Origin of the sequence: Mucilaginibacter sp. McL0603, from assembly GCF_049992945.1 — a bacterium.
Taxonomy (GTDB): domain Bacteria; phylum Bacteroidota; class Bacteroidia; order Sphingobacteriales; family Sphingobacteriaceae; genus Mucilaginibacter.
Map to the genome: position 1 here is coordinate 2,868,279 of NZ_CP188251.1, position 15,083 is coordinate 2,883,361.

At 39.1% G+C, this 15,083-nt stretch carries 16 protein-coding genes; 6 read left to right on the forward strand and 10 right to left on the reverse strand.

The genetic code is table 11. From position 1 onward, the window contains the following. Positions 1-97: 97 nt before the first annotated feature. From ACPPVU_RS13335 to ACPPVU_RS13350, 4 genes are all read right to left on the reverse strand, one after another. Positions 98-772: a YdeI/OmpD-associated family protein gene (locus ACPPVU_RS13335; RefSeq protein WP_426667003.1), complete on the reverse strand. Its 675-nt coding sequence runs from the start codon at positions 770-772 to the stop codon at positions 98-100. Positions 773-841: 69 nt separating this feature from the next. Continuing rightward, positions 842-1,375: an RNA methyltransferase gene (locus ACPPVU_RS13340; RefSeq protein ID WP_426667004.1), complete on the reverse strand. Its 534-nt coding sequence runs from the start codon at positions 1,373-1,375 to the stop codon at positions 842-844. Positions 1,376-1,402: 27 nt separating this feature from the next. Continuing rightward, complete coding sequence (locus ACPPVU_RS13345) at positions 1,403-1,672, reverse strand: DUF7683 domain-containing protein (RefSeq protein WP_426667005.1); 270 nt, start codon at positions 1,670-1,672, stop codon at positions 1,403-1,405. Between the two features lie 8 nt (positions 1,673-1,680). After that, complete coding sequence (locus ACPPVU_RS13350; RefSeq protein WP_426667006.1) at positions 1,681-2,853, reverse strand: galactokinase; 1,173 nt, start codon at positions 2,851-2,853, stop codon at positions 1,681-1,683. A gap of 185 nt (positions 2,854-3,038) precedes the next feature. Between ACPPVU_RS13350 and ACPPVU_RS13355 the strand changes: the two genes are divergently transcribed. Then, positions 3,039-3,329 (forward strand): YciI family protein, encoded by a 291-nt coding sequence (locus tag ACPPVU_RS13355; protein ID WP_426667007.1) that lies wholly within the window; start codon positions 3,039-3,041, stop codon positions 3,327-3,329. 49 nt (positions 3,330-3,378) lie between these two features. On the opposite strand, the gene ACPPVU_RS13360 is transcribed toward ACPPVU_RS13355, so the two are convergent. Together ACPPVU_RS13360 and ACPPVU_RS13365 are read right to left on the reverse strand one after the other, a co-directional pair. Continuing rightward, on the reverse strand, positions 3,379-4,167 hold the full coding sequence (locus tag ACPPVU_RS13360) for a transporter (protein ID WP_426667008.1): 789 nt from the start codon (positions 4,165-4,167) through the stop codon (positions 3,379-3,381). Positions 4,168-4,443: 276 nt separating this feature from the next. After that, entirely contained in the window at positions 4,444-5,307 is an 864-nt protein-coding gene (locus ACPPVU_RS13365) for an aldo/keto reductase (RefSeq protein ID WP_426667009.1), read from the reverse strand. Between the two features lie 132 nt (positions 5,308-5,439). Between ACPPVU_RS13365 and ACPPVU_RS13370 the strand changes: the two genes are divergently transcribed. Beyond that, entirely contained in the window at positions 5,440-5,874 is a 435-nt protein-coding gene (locus ACPPVU_RS13370; RefSeq protein ID WP_426667010.1) for a DUF6526 family protein, read from the forward strand. A gap of 60 nt (positions 5,875-5,934) precedes the next feature. On the opposite strand, the gene ACPPVU_RS13375 is transcribed toward ACPPVU_RS13370, so the two are convergent. The 3 genes from ACPPVU_RS13375 to ACPPVU_RS13385 form a co-directional block, all read right to left on the reverse strand. Then, positions 5,935-8,340, reverse strand: a complete 2,406-nt coding sequence (locus ACPPVU_RS13375) for a DUF6600 domain-containing protein (protein WP_426667011.1) — start codon at positions 8,338-8,340, stop codon at positions 5,935-5,937. A 309-nt stretch (positions 8,341-8,649) separates the two neighbouring features. Continuing rightward, positions 8,650-9,054, reverse strand: a complete 405-nt coding sequence (locus ACPPVU_RS13380; protein ID WP_426667012.1) for a DUF1761 domain-containing protein — start codon at positions 9,052-9,054, stop codon at positions 8,650-8,652. A gap of 45 nt (positions 9,055-9,099) precedes the next feature. Then, the gene (locus ACPPVU_RS13385) at positions 9,100-11,826 is read right to left on the reverse strand and encodes an Ig-like domain-containing protein (RefSeq protein ID WP_426667013.1); all 2,727 of its coding nucleotides are present in this window, start codon (positions 11,824-11,826) and stop codon (positions 9,100-9,102) included. Positions 11,827-12,060: 234 nt separating this feature from the next. Here ACPPVU_RS13385 and ACPPVU_RS13390 point away from each other — a divergent pair, with 234 nt between their 5' ends. The 3 genes from ACPPVU_RS13390 to ACPPVU_RS13400 all read left to right on the forward strand — a co-directional run bounded on the left by ACPPVU_RS13390 (position 12,061) and on the right by ACPPVU_RS13400 (position 14,267). Beyond that, positions 12,061-12,849, forward strand: coding sequence for a CHAD domain-containing protein (locus tag ACPPVU_RS13390; protein ID WP_426667014.1), 789 nt, complete (start codon positions 12,061-12,063; stop codon positions 12,847-12,849). 4 nt (positions 12,850-12,853) lie between these two features. After that, positions 12,854-13,327, forward strand: a complete 474-nt coding sequence (locus ACPPVU_RS13395) for a CYTH domain-containing protein (RefSeq protein WP_426667015.1) — start codon at positions 12,854-12,856, stop codon at positions 13,325-13,327. A gap of 73 nt (positions 13,328-13,400) precedes the next feature. After that, positions 13,401-14,267, forward strand: coding sequence for a creatininase family protein (locus ACPPVU_RS13400; RefSeq protein ID WP_426667016.1), 867 nt, complete (start codon positions 13,401-13,403; stop codon positions 14,265-14,267). 111 nt (positions 14,268-14,378) lie between these two features. Here the strand turns inward: ACPPVU_RS13400 and ACPPVU_RS13405 are convergent, their stop codons facing one another. Next, complete coding sequence (locus tag ACPPVU_RS13405; protein ID WP_426667017.1) at positions 14,379-14,594, reverse strand: hypothetical protein; 216 nt, start codon at positions 14,592-14,594, stop codon at positions 14,379-14,381. Between the two features lie 282 nt (positions 14,595-14,876). Between ACPPVU_RS13405 and ACPPVU_RS13410 the strand changes: the two genes are divergently transcribed. Further along, complete coding sequence (locus ACPPVU_RS13410; RefSeq protein ID WP_426667018.1) at positions 14,877-15,074, forward strand: hypothetical protein; 198 nt, start codon at positions 14,877-14,879, stop codon at positions 15,072-15,074. The last annotated feature ends 9 nt before the right edge of the window (positions 15,075-15,083 follow it).

Consider the following 15,083-nt stretch of genomic DNA (forward strand, 5'->3'; position numbering starts at 1 on the left):
GCAGAGATTAGTAAAAAGAATTTTCTAAAACAATCAGTTAATAAACCCAAGTTAGGCCGGGCAGCAATAAAATGTTGTCCGGTTTTTATTTAGCTAATTACTTCTCCGAAGGATTCTTTTTACCCTCAACCAGCTTTTTAACTAATTTAATCAATCGCTCACTTTTGGTTTTTTCCTGTTTGGCGGTAAGTATCCAAAGCACGTACTCTTTACGGTTGGAGTAGGAGAGTTTCTCATAATTGGCGAGTGCCTGCTGATCATTTTCTAAAACGGATTTTATCTCATTTGGTAACCTGACGATCTTGTTATCCACATCAATATACTCACTGTACTCGTTTTGTTTGATATTTTCGTTGCAGGTATCCGAGGTTGTTGTTTGTTCTTTGGGTCTGAAACGTAATCCTGTCCATGTCTCGTCTATCGCAGCAGCAGATACGCCGCCTAATCCGTATTTGGCTGGTTCATCCCAACTGCTCATCATTTCCAGGTCTGTTTTTATACCCGAGCTTTTTTTAGGATAGATGATCCACAGAATAGTGTCAGGGCGCAAAATAGGGCCAACCACTTTTAAATTTTCTGCAAGTTCCGTACTGTTTTTTACAAATAGCTGTACACCGTCAAAATTGCCATTTGCTTCGTAAGAAACAGTTGCTCCTTCGGGCAAAGGTTCAAGTGATGCCAGATAATTTGCAGGGGAATTGAAAAGCAACCAGTGTTTGCCGGGCTTTACCTGTAATTTTTTAGCAAGCAGATTAAGAGGTTCATGGATCATGGTTGATAGTTCATAGTGAAAATAATATCTAATTTAATAATAAAATATATGGCTATGAACCATGATCTATTAACTATGAACCAATTTGGTAAAGAAATCCCATAGCACAATACCTGCTGATACAACAATATTAAAGGAATGCTTGGTGCCGAACTGGGGTATTTCTATACAGGCATCAATCATTTTCATCACCTCTTCACCCACACCGTTTACCTCGTTGCCAAATATCAGGGCATATTTTTCACCCTTGCTGGCTTCAAATTCGTTTAGCATTATGCTTTTTTCAGCCTGTTCAATGGCGATTATGCGGTAACCGTCTTTGCGCAACTGTTCAATAGCTTGTACAGGATCAGCATAATAAACCCAGTTAACCGATTGTGTGGCCCCCAGAGCAGTTTTTTCAATCTCCCTGTGCGGTGGTTGACTTGTAATACCACAAAGGCAAACCTGTTCCACAGCAAAACCATCACAGGTGCGGAAGATAGACCCGACATTGTGCATGCTGCGTACATTATCAAGCACTACGGCAACAGGAAGTTTTTGCTGAGTTTTAAATTCAAAAACAGAAGCACGATTAAGCTCATCAAGTTTTAATTTGCGCATTGAGGGTAATAATATTGGAGGACAAAACTATTTATCCCAGTCGTAAATTCCACTACAATCTAAAAAATAATGATAGGTCTTCATTTCCATTATTAAATCTAAATTTATTTTAGCTAATAGCTTTTTAATCTGCAGTTGACTAAGAGCATAGGGGCGATACAATTTAGGATCGCTTTTCAATGGTTTTACTATTTTGATTATAGAATCCAAATCAAGAGTTACAGCGTATTCAATCACTAATTCTTCACTTTTTTTATCAAAAACCTGAAGCGACCGTTCAACGCTAATTAGTTTCATTTTGGGTATTATTCAACAGTAATGTTCGTTTTTAATAATCCCACACCATCACCGATCAATGAACTGTAAACCGATGGCGCATAACCAACTTTGGCAATGTAATACGCCGTCACTTCTTCACTAAACTTATCAAATGCATTTTCTTTTACCAAAGCAATGGCACAACCGCCAAATCCGGCTCCGGTCATTCTTGCACCGGCGACATTTGGGTTGGTTTTACTATACTCAACAACAGCATCTAATTCTTTTCCGCTCACTTCATACAAGTTCTTTAATGAATCATGTGAGGCATACATTAATTTACCAAATTCTGCAAGATCACCGCCAGCTAATGCCTCGGCTGCGAGCTTTACGCGGTCATTTTCTTCAATTACATGTGTGGCACGTTTAAGAACTACTGCATCTGTAATTAAATGCTCGTGACGCTTAAAAGTTGCGGTATCAATATCGCAAAGATTCTGGATATCAAGTTCTTGTTGCAAAGCTTTAAGCGCTGCCTGACATTCCTGAACACGCTCGTTATATTTTGATTCGGCCAGTTTACGGGGTTTATTTGTGTTGATAATAGCCAGTACATATTCAGCCAGATTAGTATCCACCGCTTTATAATCCAACGTGTCACAATTCAGCATCAATGCTTTGTCCTTTTCTCCAAAGGCCACTGCAAACTGATCCATTATGCCACAGTTTACGCCTATGAATACATTTTCAACCTCTTTGGCTAACTTCACTAATTCGAGCTTAGAATAACCGCAATTGAACAACTCATTCAAAGCGTAAGCAGTAACCACTTCGATAGAAGCAGAAGATGATAATCCTGAGCTGATGGGTATATCTCCATAATATAACAGGTCGAGGCCCTGCAGCTGATGGCCGTCCTTCAGAAAGTACTCAATTATCCCCAATGGGTAATTGAACCAGCTTTCACCGGTCTTTTTGTACTCCGGCTGCAAAGGAATATCCAGTTTATCATCAAAGTTGAGGCTTCTGAACCTGAAAACATTATCATTATTAAGTGCTGCTACAACGTAAGTACCAAACGTAATAGCACAAGGCATTACCAGGCCGCCATTGTAATCAATATGTTCGCCAATAAGGTTTACACGTCCCGGTGAGAACCACGCATTTCCAACTTCTTTATTAAACAGATTTTTAAATTCCGGGTACAGATTATGCTTCATTTTTAAGGTAAAATTATCGGCTCAACAAATATTGTAAATTTTACAGTTATTATTGATTTTATTTTGTCCGGATGTCTTTATGAAGCCAGAATAAGTACAAAGAGTTTTTATTTTTGTGGAAGAAAGCATTATTTATAAACTCAAATAGTATTTCTCGTGTTAGAGAAATACATAAAAACATTACCATGAATCAATATATTGTTACTGCCTACGATTATACGGATACTGAAGCACTGCAACGCCGTATGAATGTAAGGCCTCATCACCTTGACGGAGCCAAAGAATTAAAAGCCAACGGAAACTTTATAATTGGTGGCGCTATGCTGAACGATGAGGGGAAAATGATCGGTTCGACAATGATCCTGCAGTTTGAAACTGAAGAAGAGCTGCAGGCATGGCAGCAGTCAGAACCATACATCACCCAAAAAATATGGGAAACCGTTGATATAAAGCCATTTAAGGTGGCACAGGTATAATAAAAAAAGCCGGTAGTTTGGCTACCGGCTAAGATTTAGGTTTTATATATTATAATCGTCTTGTTCTATAGCCTGTGATCACGTTAATAGTATATGCATTTCCGCTGATCGTTAATGTAGCAGTATTGTCGCCATTGAATACAATGGTACCTGTATAGCTGAAAGAAACTCCTCCTGGACCAGTTCCGGTAATAGCTATCGTGGCATTTCCGCTCAGAATTTTTCTGTCAGGTTTAGATAAGGTGATATTTGTGCCCACAATATCTACATTGCTGTTTCCAGTTGCTTTGTTTCCAACTTTAGATTGGAATGAACCGCTGCGCTTGTATTCGCCATTTAATACAAAATTTGCTGATGCCTGTGTTAAACCGGCAATAGTAACTGTAGCACTGCCTGAATTTGATGAACTTAATCTTGGCCCATTAAAGCTTCCGCTGTAAGATAGGGTGTTAATAAGATTGTCAGGCAGACTACTTGCATTACAATTTAAAGTATGGCTATACTTAAAAAAGTAATTAATAGAAACAGAATCAATTGTAATTGCCCTTGTTACACTGTCAGTAAGGGTTGTTCCACATTCCTGGTGTACAGATGATGTTGATTGTCCGGCTGAATTGATAGTCAATCCGCCGGTATTTACCGAACTAATGCCCTGTGCATTTACGGCAATATCATCAGTAACAGAAGCCAGACCTTCAGAGTTCTCAGCCAGTGAACTTGCGGCAATATCGGCGGCCTGGTCTGTAGTAACAGCGCTATTTGAAGATGTGCTGTCTTTTTTACACGAGAATGCGCCTAACATCAACAGCAGAATTAAGGAAAGTTTAAAGGTTTTCATAACTTAAGGGGATTGTTGTGTTTGTTTTTTTAGTGTTGTTTGTTTTGTTTTTTATGACAGTACTTAGACTAAAAGGTTTAATTCGTTAATTATAATCTTTTCTTCGATGTTAATTAATAGCTAATGGTTAAGAAAAACAAAAAACCCCCGCCAAAGCGAGGGTGTAATTTACATTTAACTTAATACCGGTGTTTTAACTAAACTTTTCACGCCTTTTTATACGCAACAGGCTGGTTCTAAGTTGTATTAAAACTGATCTAATTGAAGGATAATATCTTACTGAGGTGATATACTATTAAGTACCTGCATATCTCCATTGGTTAGTTCGACTTCTGTGGTTTTCATATTTTCTTCAAGGTGTTCAACGCTTGAGGTACCCGGTATCAACAGGATGTTATCCGCATGATGTAAGAGCCAGCTTAAAGCTACCTGGTGAACAGTAGCACTGTGCTTTTCTGCTATCTGTTTTATTTTATCTTCCGCTTCTACGTTACCTGCGTTTAAAGGGAACCAGGGAATAAAGGCAATATTATTTTCTTTACAATATTCAAGAACGGGTTCCCATTTGCGATTATCAACGCTATACATGTTCTGTACAGAAACCACGTCAAAATATTGCTGCGCCTTTTTTATGTCCGCAACACTTACTTCAGACAAACCGATATGTTTTACTTTTCCTTCTTGTTGTACCTTACTCAAAAATTCAAATGATTGTTCTGCAGGCACTTTCGGATCTATACGGTGTAATTGATAAAGATCTATACGATCCAGTTTTAATCTTTTTAAGCTACCCTCAAGTGCTTCTTTTAAATGGTCGGGATGCGAATTGACAGGCCATTGGTCAGGTCCGGTGCGTGTTAAGCCACCTTTTGTGGCTATTACCAAACCTGCGCGATAAGGATGAAGCGCTTCAGCTATTAGTTCTTCCGACACGTAAGGTCCATAGCTGTCGGCTGTGTCAATAAAGTTTACACCCAGTTCAACCGCTCGTTTTAAAACCTTGATCGCTTCATTTTTATCCTTTGGCGGCCCCCAGATACCTTTTCCGGTGATCCTCATCGCGCCATAACCCAGGCGGTTAACATTTAAGTCGCCGCCGATCGTAAATTCTTTCCTGAAAGATGTTGCTGTATCTGCCATGATATTATTGATTAATTAGAAATTTAACATCGAAGCTATAGAAATGTTCTTGCAGTAATTACCTGAAATTGTCATTTTTTGATGGTTTATGATATGAATTAAAATATTAGATTCGTCAAAAATCTAAACATCATGACTGAACAAAATTTTTCTAATCATCGCCGCTCCGTTCCGGGCTTTCATATACTATTGTTTCTGTTGCTTACAGGCGGGATCATAATTTCAATAATAAATTTAATAAGGCACCCGGCTAACAGCGGAGGACATGTAAGTGCGGCACTTATTGTATTGTTATTTGCTTGCGGCTTTCTAATATCCTGGTATGTACGCCAATTTCCAATAAAAGCCCAGGATAGGGCAATACGTGCCGAAGAGGGCTTACGATTTTTTATTATAACCGGAAAAGCACTGGACAATCGGTTAACTATTGGCCAGATCGCTGCATTGCGTTTTGCATCCAATGATGAATTGGTTGCGCTGGCAACAAGGGCTATAGCAGAAAATCTATCTCCAAGTGATATAAAAAAATCGATAAAAAATTGGCGTGCAGATCATCATAGAGTGTAATGCCATAAATTCAAATATGAAAAAGCCCGGTTGATATGATATGATCGCCGGGCTTTTTGTTTAACTTTTCAACTGTGCTGGCCTACCTCTGTGGCTAGTATCCCTTTTCATTTTATTATTTGGATTTTTTGGCGCATTAGGATTAAAACCGGGTATCTGATTTTGATTTGTCGGTCTTTGGTTCTGATTTTGCGGCTGATTGTTCGGTTGTGGCACCTGATTTCCGTTCGGCTGATTCTGCTGCGGATAATTAGGTCTTGGATTAGGGTTCTGTCCAGGGTTCTGATTTCCTTCCGGTCTAACATTAGGCTGATTTTGTTGCGGATAGTTAGATCTTGGATTAGGATTTTGTCCAGGATTTTGATTTCCTTCCGGTTTAACATTCGGCTGATTTTGTTGCGGATAGTTAGATCTTGGATTAGGATTTTGTCCAGGGTTCTGATTTCCTTCCGGTCTAACATTAGGCTGATTTTGCTGCGGATAGTTAGCTCTTGGATTAGGATTCTGTCCAGGGTTCTGATTCACATCCGGTTTAACATTCGGTTGATTTTGCTGCGGATAGTTAGCTCTTGGATTAGGATTCTGTCCAGGGTTCTGATTCACATCCGGTTTAACATTCGGCTGATTTTGCTGCGGATAGTTAGCTCTTGGATTAGGATTCTGTCCAGGGTTCTGATTCACATCCGGTTTAACATTCGGCTGATTTTGCTGCGGATAGTTAGGTCTTGGATTAGGATTTTGTCCCGGGTTCTGATTCACATCCGGTTTCACATTCGGCTGATTCTGCTGCGGATAGTTAGGCCTTGGATTAGGATTTTGTCCAGGGTTCTGATTCACATCCGGTTTCACATTCGGCTGATTTTGCTGCGGATAGTTAGACCTTGGATTAGGGTTCTGTCCGGGATTCTGATTTACGTCTGGCTTACCATTCGGCTGATTCTGCTGCGGATAGTTAGATCTTGGATTAGGATTTTGTCCAGGGTTCTGATTCACATCCGGTTTCACATTCGGCTGATTCTGCTGCGGATAGTTAGACCTTGGATTAGGGTTCTGTCCGGGATTCTGATTGACATCCGGCTTACCATTCGGCTGATTCTGCTGCGGATAGTTAGCTCTTGGATTAGGATTCTGTCCAGGGTTCTGATTTACGTCCGGTTTAACATTTGGTTGATTCTGCTGTGGATAGTTAGATCTTGGATTAGGGTTCTGTCCGGAATTCTGATTGACATCCGGCTTACCAGTCGGCTGATTCTGCTGCGGATAGTTAGACCTTGGATTAGGGTTCTGTCCGGGATTCTGATTTACGTCTGGCTTACCATTCGGCTGATTCTGCTGCGGATAGTTAGATCTTGGATTAGGGTTCTGTCCAGGATTCTGATTTACATCCGGCTTACCGTTCGGCTGATTCTGTTGCGGATAGTTAGCTCTTGGATTAGGATTTTGTCCAGGATTCTGATTTCCTTCTGGTCTAACATAAGGCTGATTCTGTTGCGGATAGTTAGGCCTTGGATTCGGATTTTGTCCCGGATTCTGATTCCCATTCGCCTGATTCTGTTGCGGATAGTTAGATCTTGGATTAGAGTTTTGGTTCGTCCTGCCCGGATTATTACCTGGTTTGAAGCTTTCTATTCTTTTTGGGGCAGGTCTGGCGTTATCTGCCCCGGCGGCGGTAGGTTTTATGGCAGGCCGGTAAACAGAAAGCTGGTTGTTAGCTAATAATTGTGCGCCAGGACTTGTATTATTGGTAACCCTCACCGCTTGGATCCTATTATGAGTCACGTTTTCCACATCGTTAATTTGTGGGCCGCGATTATACACTACTCTATTGTTATTAGGTTGACCATTGCCATTATAATTGTTGGTCACATTATTAATAATGGTCACATGATTGATCACCGTTGTATTAGAACGTTCTATATAATTATTCACATGAATATTATTCATGTTTCTGCTCTGAACCACATTCCAACTATTGGCAGGAGGGTTCCATCCTCCGCGATATGCTTCAACGGCATTAACGCGTGGTGCAATTGGCGCCCAGCAATAATAACCGGCCGAGCTTCCCCAGGTTACCCATGCAGGTGCCCACTCATGACCGGGCATCCACAACCAGCCATAGTAATCATCATAGAACCATCTGCCATAATGGAATGGGGCCCATCCCCAGCTATAATTTGATACCCAGGTCCAGCCGTAATCACTGTACACCCAATAGCCGTTAGTGGCATATGGCCTGAAATCTCTGTCAACATCCGGAACCCATACATACCCATAGTCAGGGTAATTAATCCAGGTGCCATACGGGCTTAGCTCATCATAAAAAACCTGGTCTGTTTGAGGCTGATCATTATAGTTATCGGTGTAAACCGGTTGTGGTGCTGGTTCATAAACAGTGGTTTGTACCATTGCGCCGCATCCTGCCAATGATATTGTTATAGGTACCACCATGTATAATATTTTTTTCATGATAATTAGCTTTTGGGTATTCTTTATAGTATATAATTATGACGGTGGTAAATGCAATTAGTTTAACATATAACTGGCAATATTAATAACATATTTTGAATATGATTTGAGCGACTATATATTAATTGCTCATTTGACTGTTTACGGATAATGATAGGAGATAGGTTATGTTTTAATAAATATCATGAAGCATAGCAAGCACCATGGTACATATCTGTAACATACTATGCCAAATAATGCTTCAATACAGTGGTTATCTACTGTGAGGTTTATCGCTGTCACGAAGAGAATTTACAACGAAAGGAATTATTATCGCCACAAACCAATGATGGTACCCATTAAGGTTAATGAAACTACGCTATAGCCCCCGTTGATAAAAATGTGACGCCAGCCTTTGAGCTCGAACAGGCTATGGATGGCAATGGCACAGAAAGTCCATGTGCCTGCCAGGAAACCGGCCTCAGCTCCCCAGGCTACGTCGGTTTTTGCATCAGCCAGGAATATGGCCAGGTTAATAGCCATTAGCAGCGAGAATACCGCTGTAAAACCAAATATTTTTCCTTTGTTGCCTTGTTTTATCTGTTCTTCGGTAAGATTGCTATCGGTCATCCATGCATTACCGAATAGCATACGTGAATACCAGATTCCGCCTACAGCAAATGCAGATAAGCCGGCAACCAGGACTGCCGGCCAATTGATCAATGAAAAGTTCATTAATTTATAATTTAAGTTTAAATAAAGCTATGGAAAATATTTAAACTATTGAACCTGATAGCGATATACATATCGCCCTATATTTCCATCTTTATCGACCCCTTCAATTATCGCTTTATAAGTGCCTGTGCCATCTGAATTGAAAAGTTCAAGTGTTGCATTGCCGGCTTTATCAGTCACCACATCCGGGTTCCAGTATATGGTACTGCGCAGGTCAACGTTTGTTGAATTGCTGGTTGGATTATCATACTTTGGGGCATAAAATACACGTGTAGTATTGAATCCGCCCGGTGTAAATTCTATTTCATAAGCTTTGGGCAGCAAATCCATCAGCTGATCCTTACTTATCTTCTCGCCTTTAGGTATTTTTTTAGTATTTACTACAATCACGCCTTTAGTTCCGGTATTTCTATTAATACCACTTAATCCGTCGTTGTTAAATATTTCAACAGATTCTACCATGTTGGGATCTACATTCAATAGATAATTATAATCAACCGGCATACCATTAGAATAAATCGCAACAGGGGTTTTGTCCCCGCTATTATAATTTCTAGCAATGTAAAAATTGTTGTTTTCATAAGTTAAACCTAAACCAGCACTTATTAAACAATCAGTAAAAAAATTGCATCCTTTAAATCTGTCGCCCTGGATAGTATGGTCAGCTTCCATGTTCAATCCTGTTAGGGAGCCATAGTCGGCGTGGCTTGGCTTTTTTACCACGACTTCTGATTTGATCACTACTTCCTTCAGCGTACGGGGTATATTAAATTGCCTTTTACTGTTTTGCAAATAAGGCTTCATCGCACTATCTATATTGGCTATTGTACCCACAGGATTGATGTAAATCGTGTTTGGTGGCCCCGTTAGCGGATTAATGCTTAATACAAGATTACTGCCGTTTGTATTATCACGGCCGCTGATCTTCACTTTTGATGAATCCGAAACCAATACGTTTGCAAACCTGAAGTTTCCGCTCATGTCCGTAACCGCTTGGGTAGAGTATGCCTTATCAGGTATAAATAATCTTACATTTCCCTTTGCCACAGGCATACCGGTGTTGGTGCGTAGTATTCCTGATATTTCAATGCCTTGTTCTGGTAAAAACGATATAGGCGGATATTTATCAGCAATGATATTTTTATATGAAAAACGACGATAGCCTTGTGTCAGCATTAATACGTCCAGGTCAGAATTGGCTTTATCGTCATTGTGATTGAAATAATAATTCGGTTTTTCAATATATCCTCTCAGGTCCGATGTTAACAGCAAATGGCTTGATATAGTTGGTGCATCATCATCATCAAAGGGTACGGTAGTTTCATTTATTACTGAAATTGAAAAGTTCCCTTCTGCAGGCAATGTTTTGTTTTTTGCAGATATCTGCATTTTTACTTTTTTGCGCCTTCCATAAATACCGAAATCGGATTTTAAAGAAAGATTAAGTTGATCATGATTATTGATAAAGGCTACGCGTTCGCTCAGTGGAGAACCTTTAGAGGAAAAGACAGTGATTTGTAAAACGCCTGTCGGGAATTTGCTTTTTGGGATGATCGCGCTATAGGATGTATTTTTCAAAACAGTTTGCGCTGCATAGCATACCACACCACCACTTTGCGCCATCACATAAAAAGATTTACCCTGGTTCTTTTGAAAAAAACCATCATTTGCGGTTATTTTAATGCTTAAACTATCGGGGCTGTTATTGTTTACAGAAAGGTTGATACCTTCTGAGCGTACCGAAGGCAGATCAATACTGCTTTTAGACCCATCGGCGAAAGTTAAATTAGCTTTATAGGTTTTATCATTTTCCGGTGTTAAAGCAAAGACACCCATGCCCAGGTGTTGTGACGAAAAATTAGCAACTACAGCTCCTGTATTATCCGTTACTGTCCCTTTAGCTTCAATGCCTGATCCATTTGGTTGTATCGCCTTAAAGGCTATCCTGGATCGTATTCCGTTAATTAGATAACCGCCTTCCGGGAAAAATTGCACATCAGTACCGGGAGGGGTAAGTTCTATCTGGAAATTTTTAGTGACCACAGTTTTTTCTTCAACGGTCAAATCGGTACTTATCACACTGGAAGTCAGTTCGGCAGGCTTTTCGCTTGTAAAAGTTATGTTTAGTTTTCCGCTTGGGTCTGTTTCCCCTTTTCCTTTAGTTATTGTCCCATCATCATTAGTTGCTTTCCAACTCACTTTCTTACCGCTGTAAGGGTTGCCATCCTGGTCTTTATAAACAACTACCGCATTTATTTTTGCCGTTTTCTCAGATATTGAATTATTGAAAGTTATATGCGGTATCACCAGACCTTGTTCATTACTGCCAATTGTGATTGTCCGGTTAAAAAAATAGGCCTGATCCGAATTGCGCATCCAGCGGGTATAAGCCCTTATGCGATAATTACCACGTTTGGTAGCATCCGGTGTAAGAGGTATATAACCGCTTGCCATGCCGTTGACCAATTGAAGTTTTATCTCGTTTGCAAGCTGGCCCTGTTCGTTGGTCAGATCCACATACAATATCTTGCTTAAAGTCGAAAGCTGGTGCAGGTCAATAGTTACATAAGCCCTAAACCAAATGGTGTCATTTACGGCGTAATAAGGTTTATCAAAGTGGATGTAAACCTTTTCAGTCGGATGGTCATTTGTCAGCTTGGATGTTTTTGCAATAATAGTGGTTAGGGGGATACTATCGCGCTGTGCAGAAGCTGATAAATGGAGTATGGTAACAGATGTTATTAGTACAAATAAAAATTTTCTTAGATTCATTAAAATAGGTTAAGTCAGAGCAACCGGCTAAATATAGCTATTTCATATAATAGGCCGCTTAATGCGATTGGGTGTTTAACACTTTTTTTACAATTGACGTTAAAATACACAGCACAGCCTATGTAACGGACGATTTTAGTATAAAGTGTAAAGGCTGAGATTTTTGAGGATTTGTTTTATATAAGAATTTAAGCTAAACTTAATCTCTTTATCACGGTTTTATAACAATCACTTATGAAAAAGAAAGATGAAAAATCTCATTTTAATGACCAGTGGGAGCAAATGCTTATCCATTTTAAGAATTTTATAAGAACCGGTGATCAGGAGCAACTGCACCTTTTTCGTGTTCAGGTAAAAAAGCTGCGGGCTATGCTTGAACTTTTTGATGTTACTTCAACTAAAAAACAGCTATCAAAAGACTTTAAGCCTGTTAGAAAGATATTTAAACACTGCGGCGAAATACGCAGTGCCTATGTCAATATGAAACTGTGGGCACAATATCATTTTACTGATGAAGAGTTTTTAATGGGCCAGTTGTACGAAATAGAAAAAGGAACTAATAGTGTTAAAGAGCTGAAAAATAAATATCTAAAAACAATAAAAGCCGCACATAATGACATTGCTGATGATTTAAAGCATATCGGCAATAAGGATATTGTAGCCTTTTATAAAAATAAACTGGATATAATAGCTGATTTGCTAAGTAAGCTGCAGTTTGGTAATGATTTGCACGATGCGCGAAAGCAGATAAAAGTATTAGTATATAACCGCAAGATCGCACGCAGTGCATTGGAATACAGTAAAATAGATATCAGCGATGAATATCTTGATAAGTTACAAGGACTGATTGGAGACTGGCACGATAATATCCTGGCTATGCAACTGTTTTCAGCACCGGAATTAAACCACAAACCTATCATTACAAAAATAAAAAGACAGGATACGCGATTTAAAAGAACTATAACTGCTTTGGCACATGATTTTGAGAAGAAGGCCATTGTAACTGAAAAGCAAAAAGTATAAATAAATGGGAGTGGAGATAGAACGGAAGTTTTTAGTCGACCATGAAAAATGGGGCCGGCTTGGTAGACCTGAGGGTACTCATTACAAGCAAGGATATTTATTAAGTAATGAAAAAGAAACAATTCGTGTACGTATCTCGGATAATGAGGGCTTTTTAAACCTGAAAAGCAAGGTATCGCAAGTAAGCCGTAAGGAATATGAATACAAAATACCATTGCAGGACGGCATTGAAATATTAGAGGCTTTTACAAAACGCGGTACGGAAAAGACCCGGTACAAAATATCCGTTGCCGGAAAGACCTGGGAGGTTGATGTTTTTATGGGCGATAATAAAGGATTAATAGTTGCTGAAATTGAACTGGAAAGCGAGGATGAAAAATTTGAAAAACCGGATTGGGTGACTAAAGAAGTTACCGATGATGGCAGATACACCAATTCAAGTTTATCCATCAACCCCTATAAGAATTGGGGAATGTAATAATTTAGTTAACTATTTATAAATCAAAGCTGATTTTCATATCTTCACTAGATAAACCAAAACAGCCTTTGATATGAAAACCTTTTTATTTTCCTTACTATTTTTCGTTTGCAGTTATGCGTTTGCACAGGAAGTTCCTGCACGTTGGGATGAGCTTACTGCAACAGATTTTCCAATTGCATTGGACAAATCATCCCAAACTTGTATACTCCCATTTGGTATACTGGAAAAGCATGGGCCTCATTCTCCACTAGGTACCGACCTGATCCATGTGCGTGAATGGGCAGCGAGGGCAACAAAGCAGGAGTACGCAGTTGTTTTTCCGGATTATTTTTACGGGCAGATCAATGAAGCGAGACAGCAACCCGGAACCTTTGCTTTGCCAAGCCGCGTGATATATGATCTACTGGAAGCTACCTGTGATGAGATAGCACGCAATGGATTCAAAAAAATTGTAATCCTGAATGGGCATGGGGGCAACCCGGAGTTTATCCGCTTTTTTATGCAATCGTTTTTAAACAAACGGCATAATTATGCAATCTATTTTTATACAGCTGAAGGTGACCAGGAATATGCTAAACAATATCGTGAGATGCATAAATCAGATATACGCACAGATCAGCATGCGGGCGAAAGCGAAACCTCTGTATTGCTTTATTACAGACCTGATCTAATGAGGATGGATAGGGCAACACAACAATCCGGTGCCGACCAGAAAAGATTAAACATTCCGGGTTTGTATACACCTATATGGTGGTACGCATCTTATCCAAACCACTATGCAGGTGAAGGTGACAAAGCTACTTCTGACTTTGGTAAATTTATTACCGATCATGAGATCGCTTCATTTATCAAAGCATTAAAAGAAGTTAAAGTTGATAACACTACTATAAAACTGCAGAACGAGTTTTATGACAGGGTAGATAATCTGAATAAATAAAATAAGAATAGTCATTAAAAACATAAACCCTGTAATTAATTATCTTAATTGCAGGGTTTATAGTTATTCCATAGCATCAACGATGCTACAGCAAAAATCAAATGATTGAGATTAACTCCAGCCGGTGCCTTTTTTGGCGTTACCATCTTTAATGTGACCTTCAGCAGTTGCTTTGCTCATAATAGCCGACATTTTATTGCCTGCACTATCTTTTCCACTTGCAATGTACCTTCCTGATTTAATGTCAATAACCGGATCGATCATCGGAACATTTTTTGTTTTTGTTTTTACTGAATACGCGGTTATTCCGCTCCCTGTTGTTGCCATGATAAGTAGTTTTTAATTTAAGTTAACCTGTTTTAAGGCGATTTGTTTACCAATAAACGTAATTTTTATTATTTCTGCTGTTTTTAGTTATCAACCTTTCAACGATTTTCAACAAAAAAAACATTTTTATTTATAAGAAATTGCTTTAACATATACATTAAGGCCGTTTTAATAATAACTTAAAATCCTTTCGAACAATAACATAAAACAGTAGGCAATTGTTACGCGTTTATACTTTATAAGTAAAATGTTATTATTATTGTGTAGGCTAAATCACCAATCATGAACAAAAGAGACTCAAGTATTGTTTACTTAATTTTAGGTATTTATGCGTTAATGGTTAATTGGTATTACAACCATGGTATCATTATGCTTATCTTGGCTTATATATTCTGGCCATTGTACCTGATATATGAATTGCTTACCGGCAATCTTTCTCATGGTATGTGGAAGACCATACCGCTCTCGTATTTCAAATAAATGGCATGG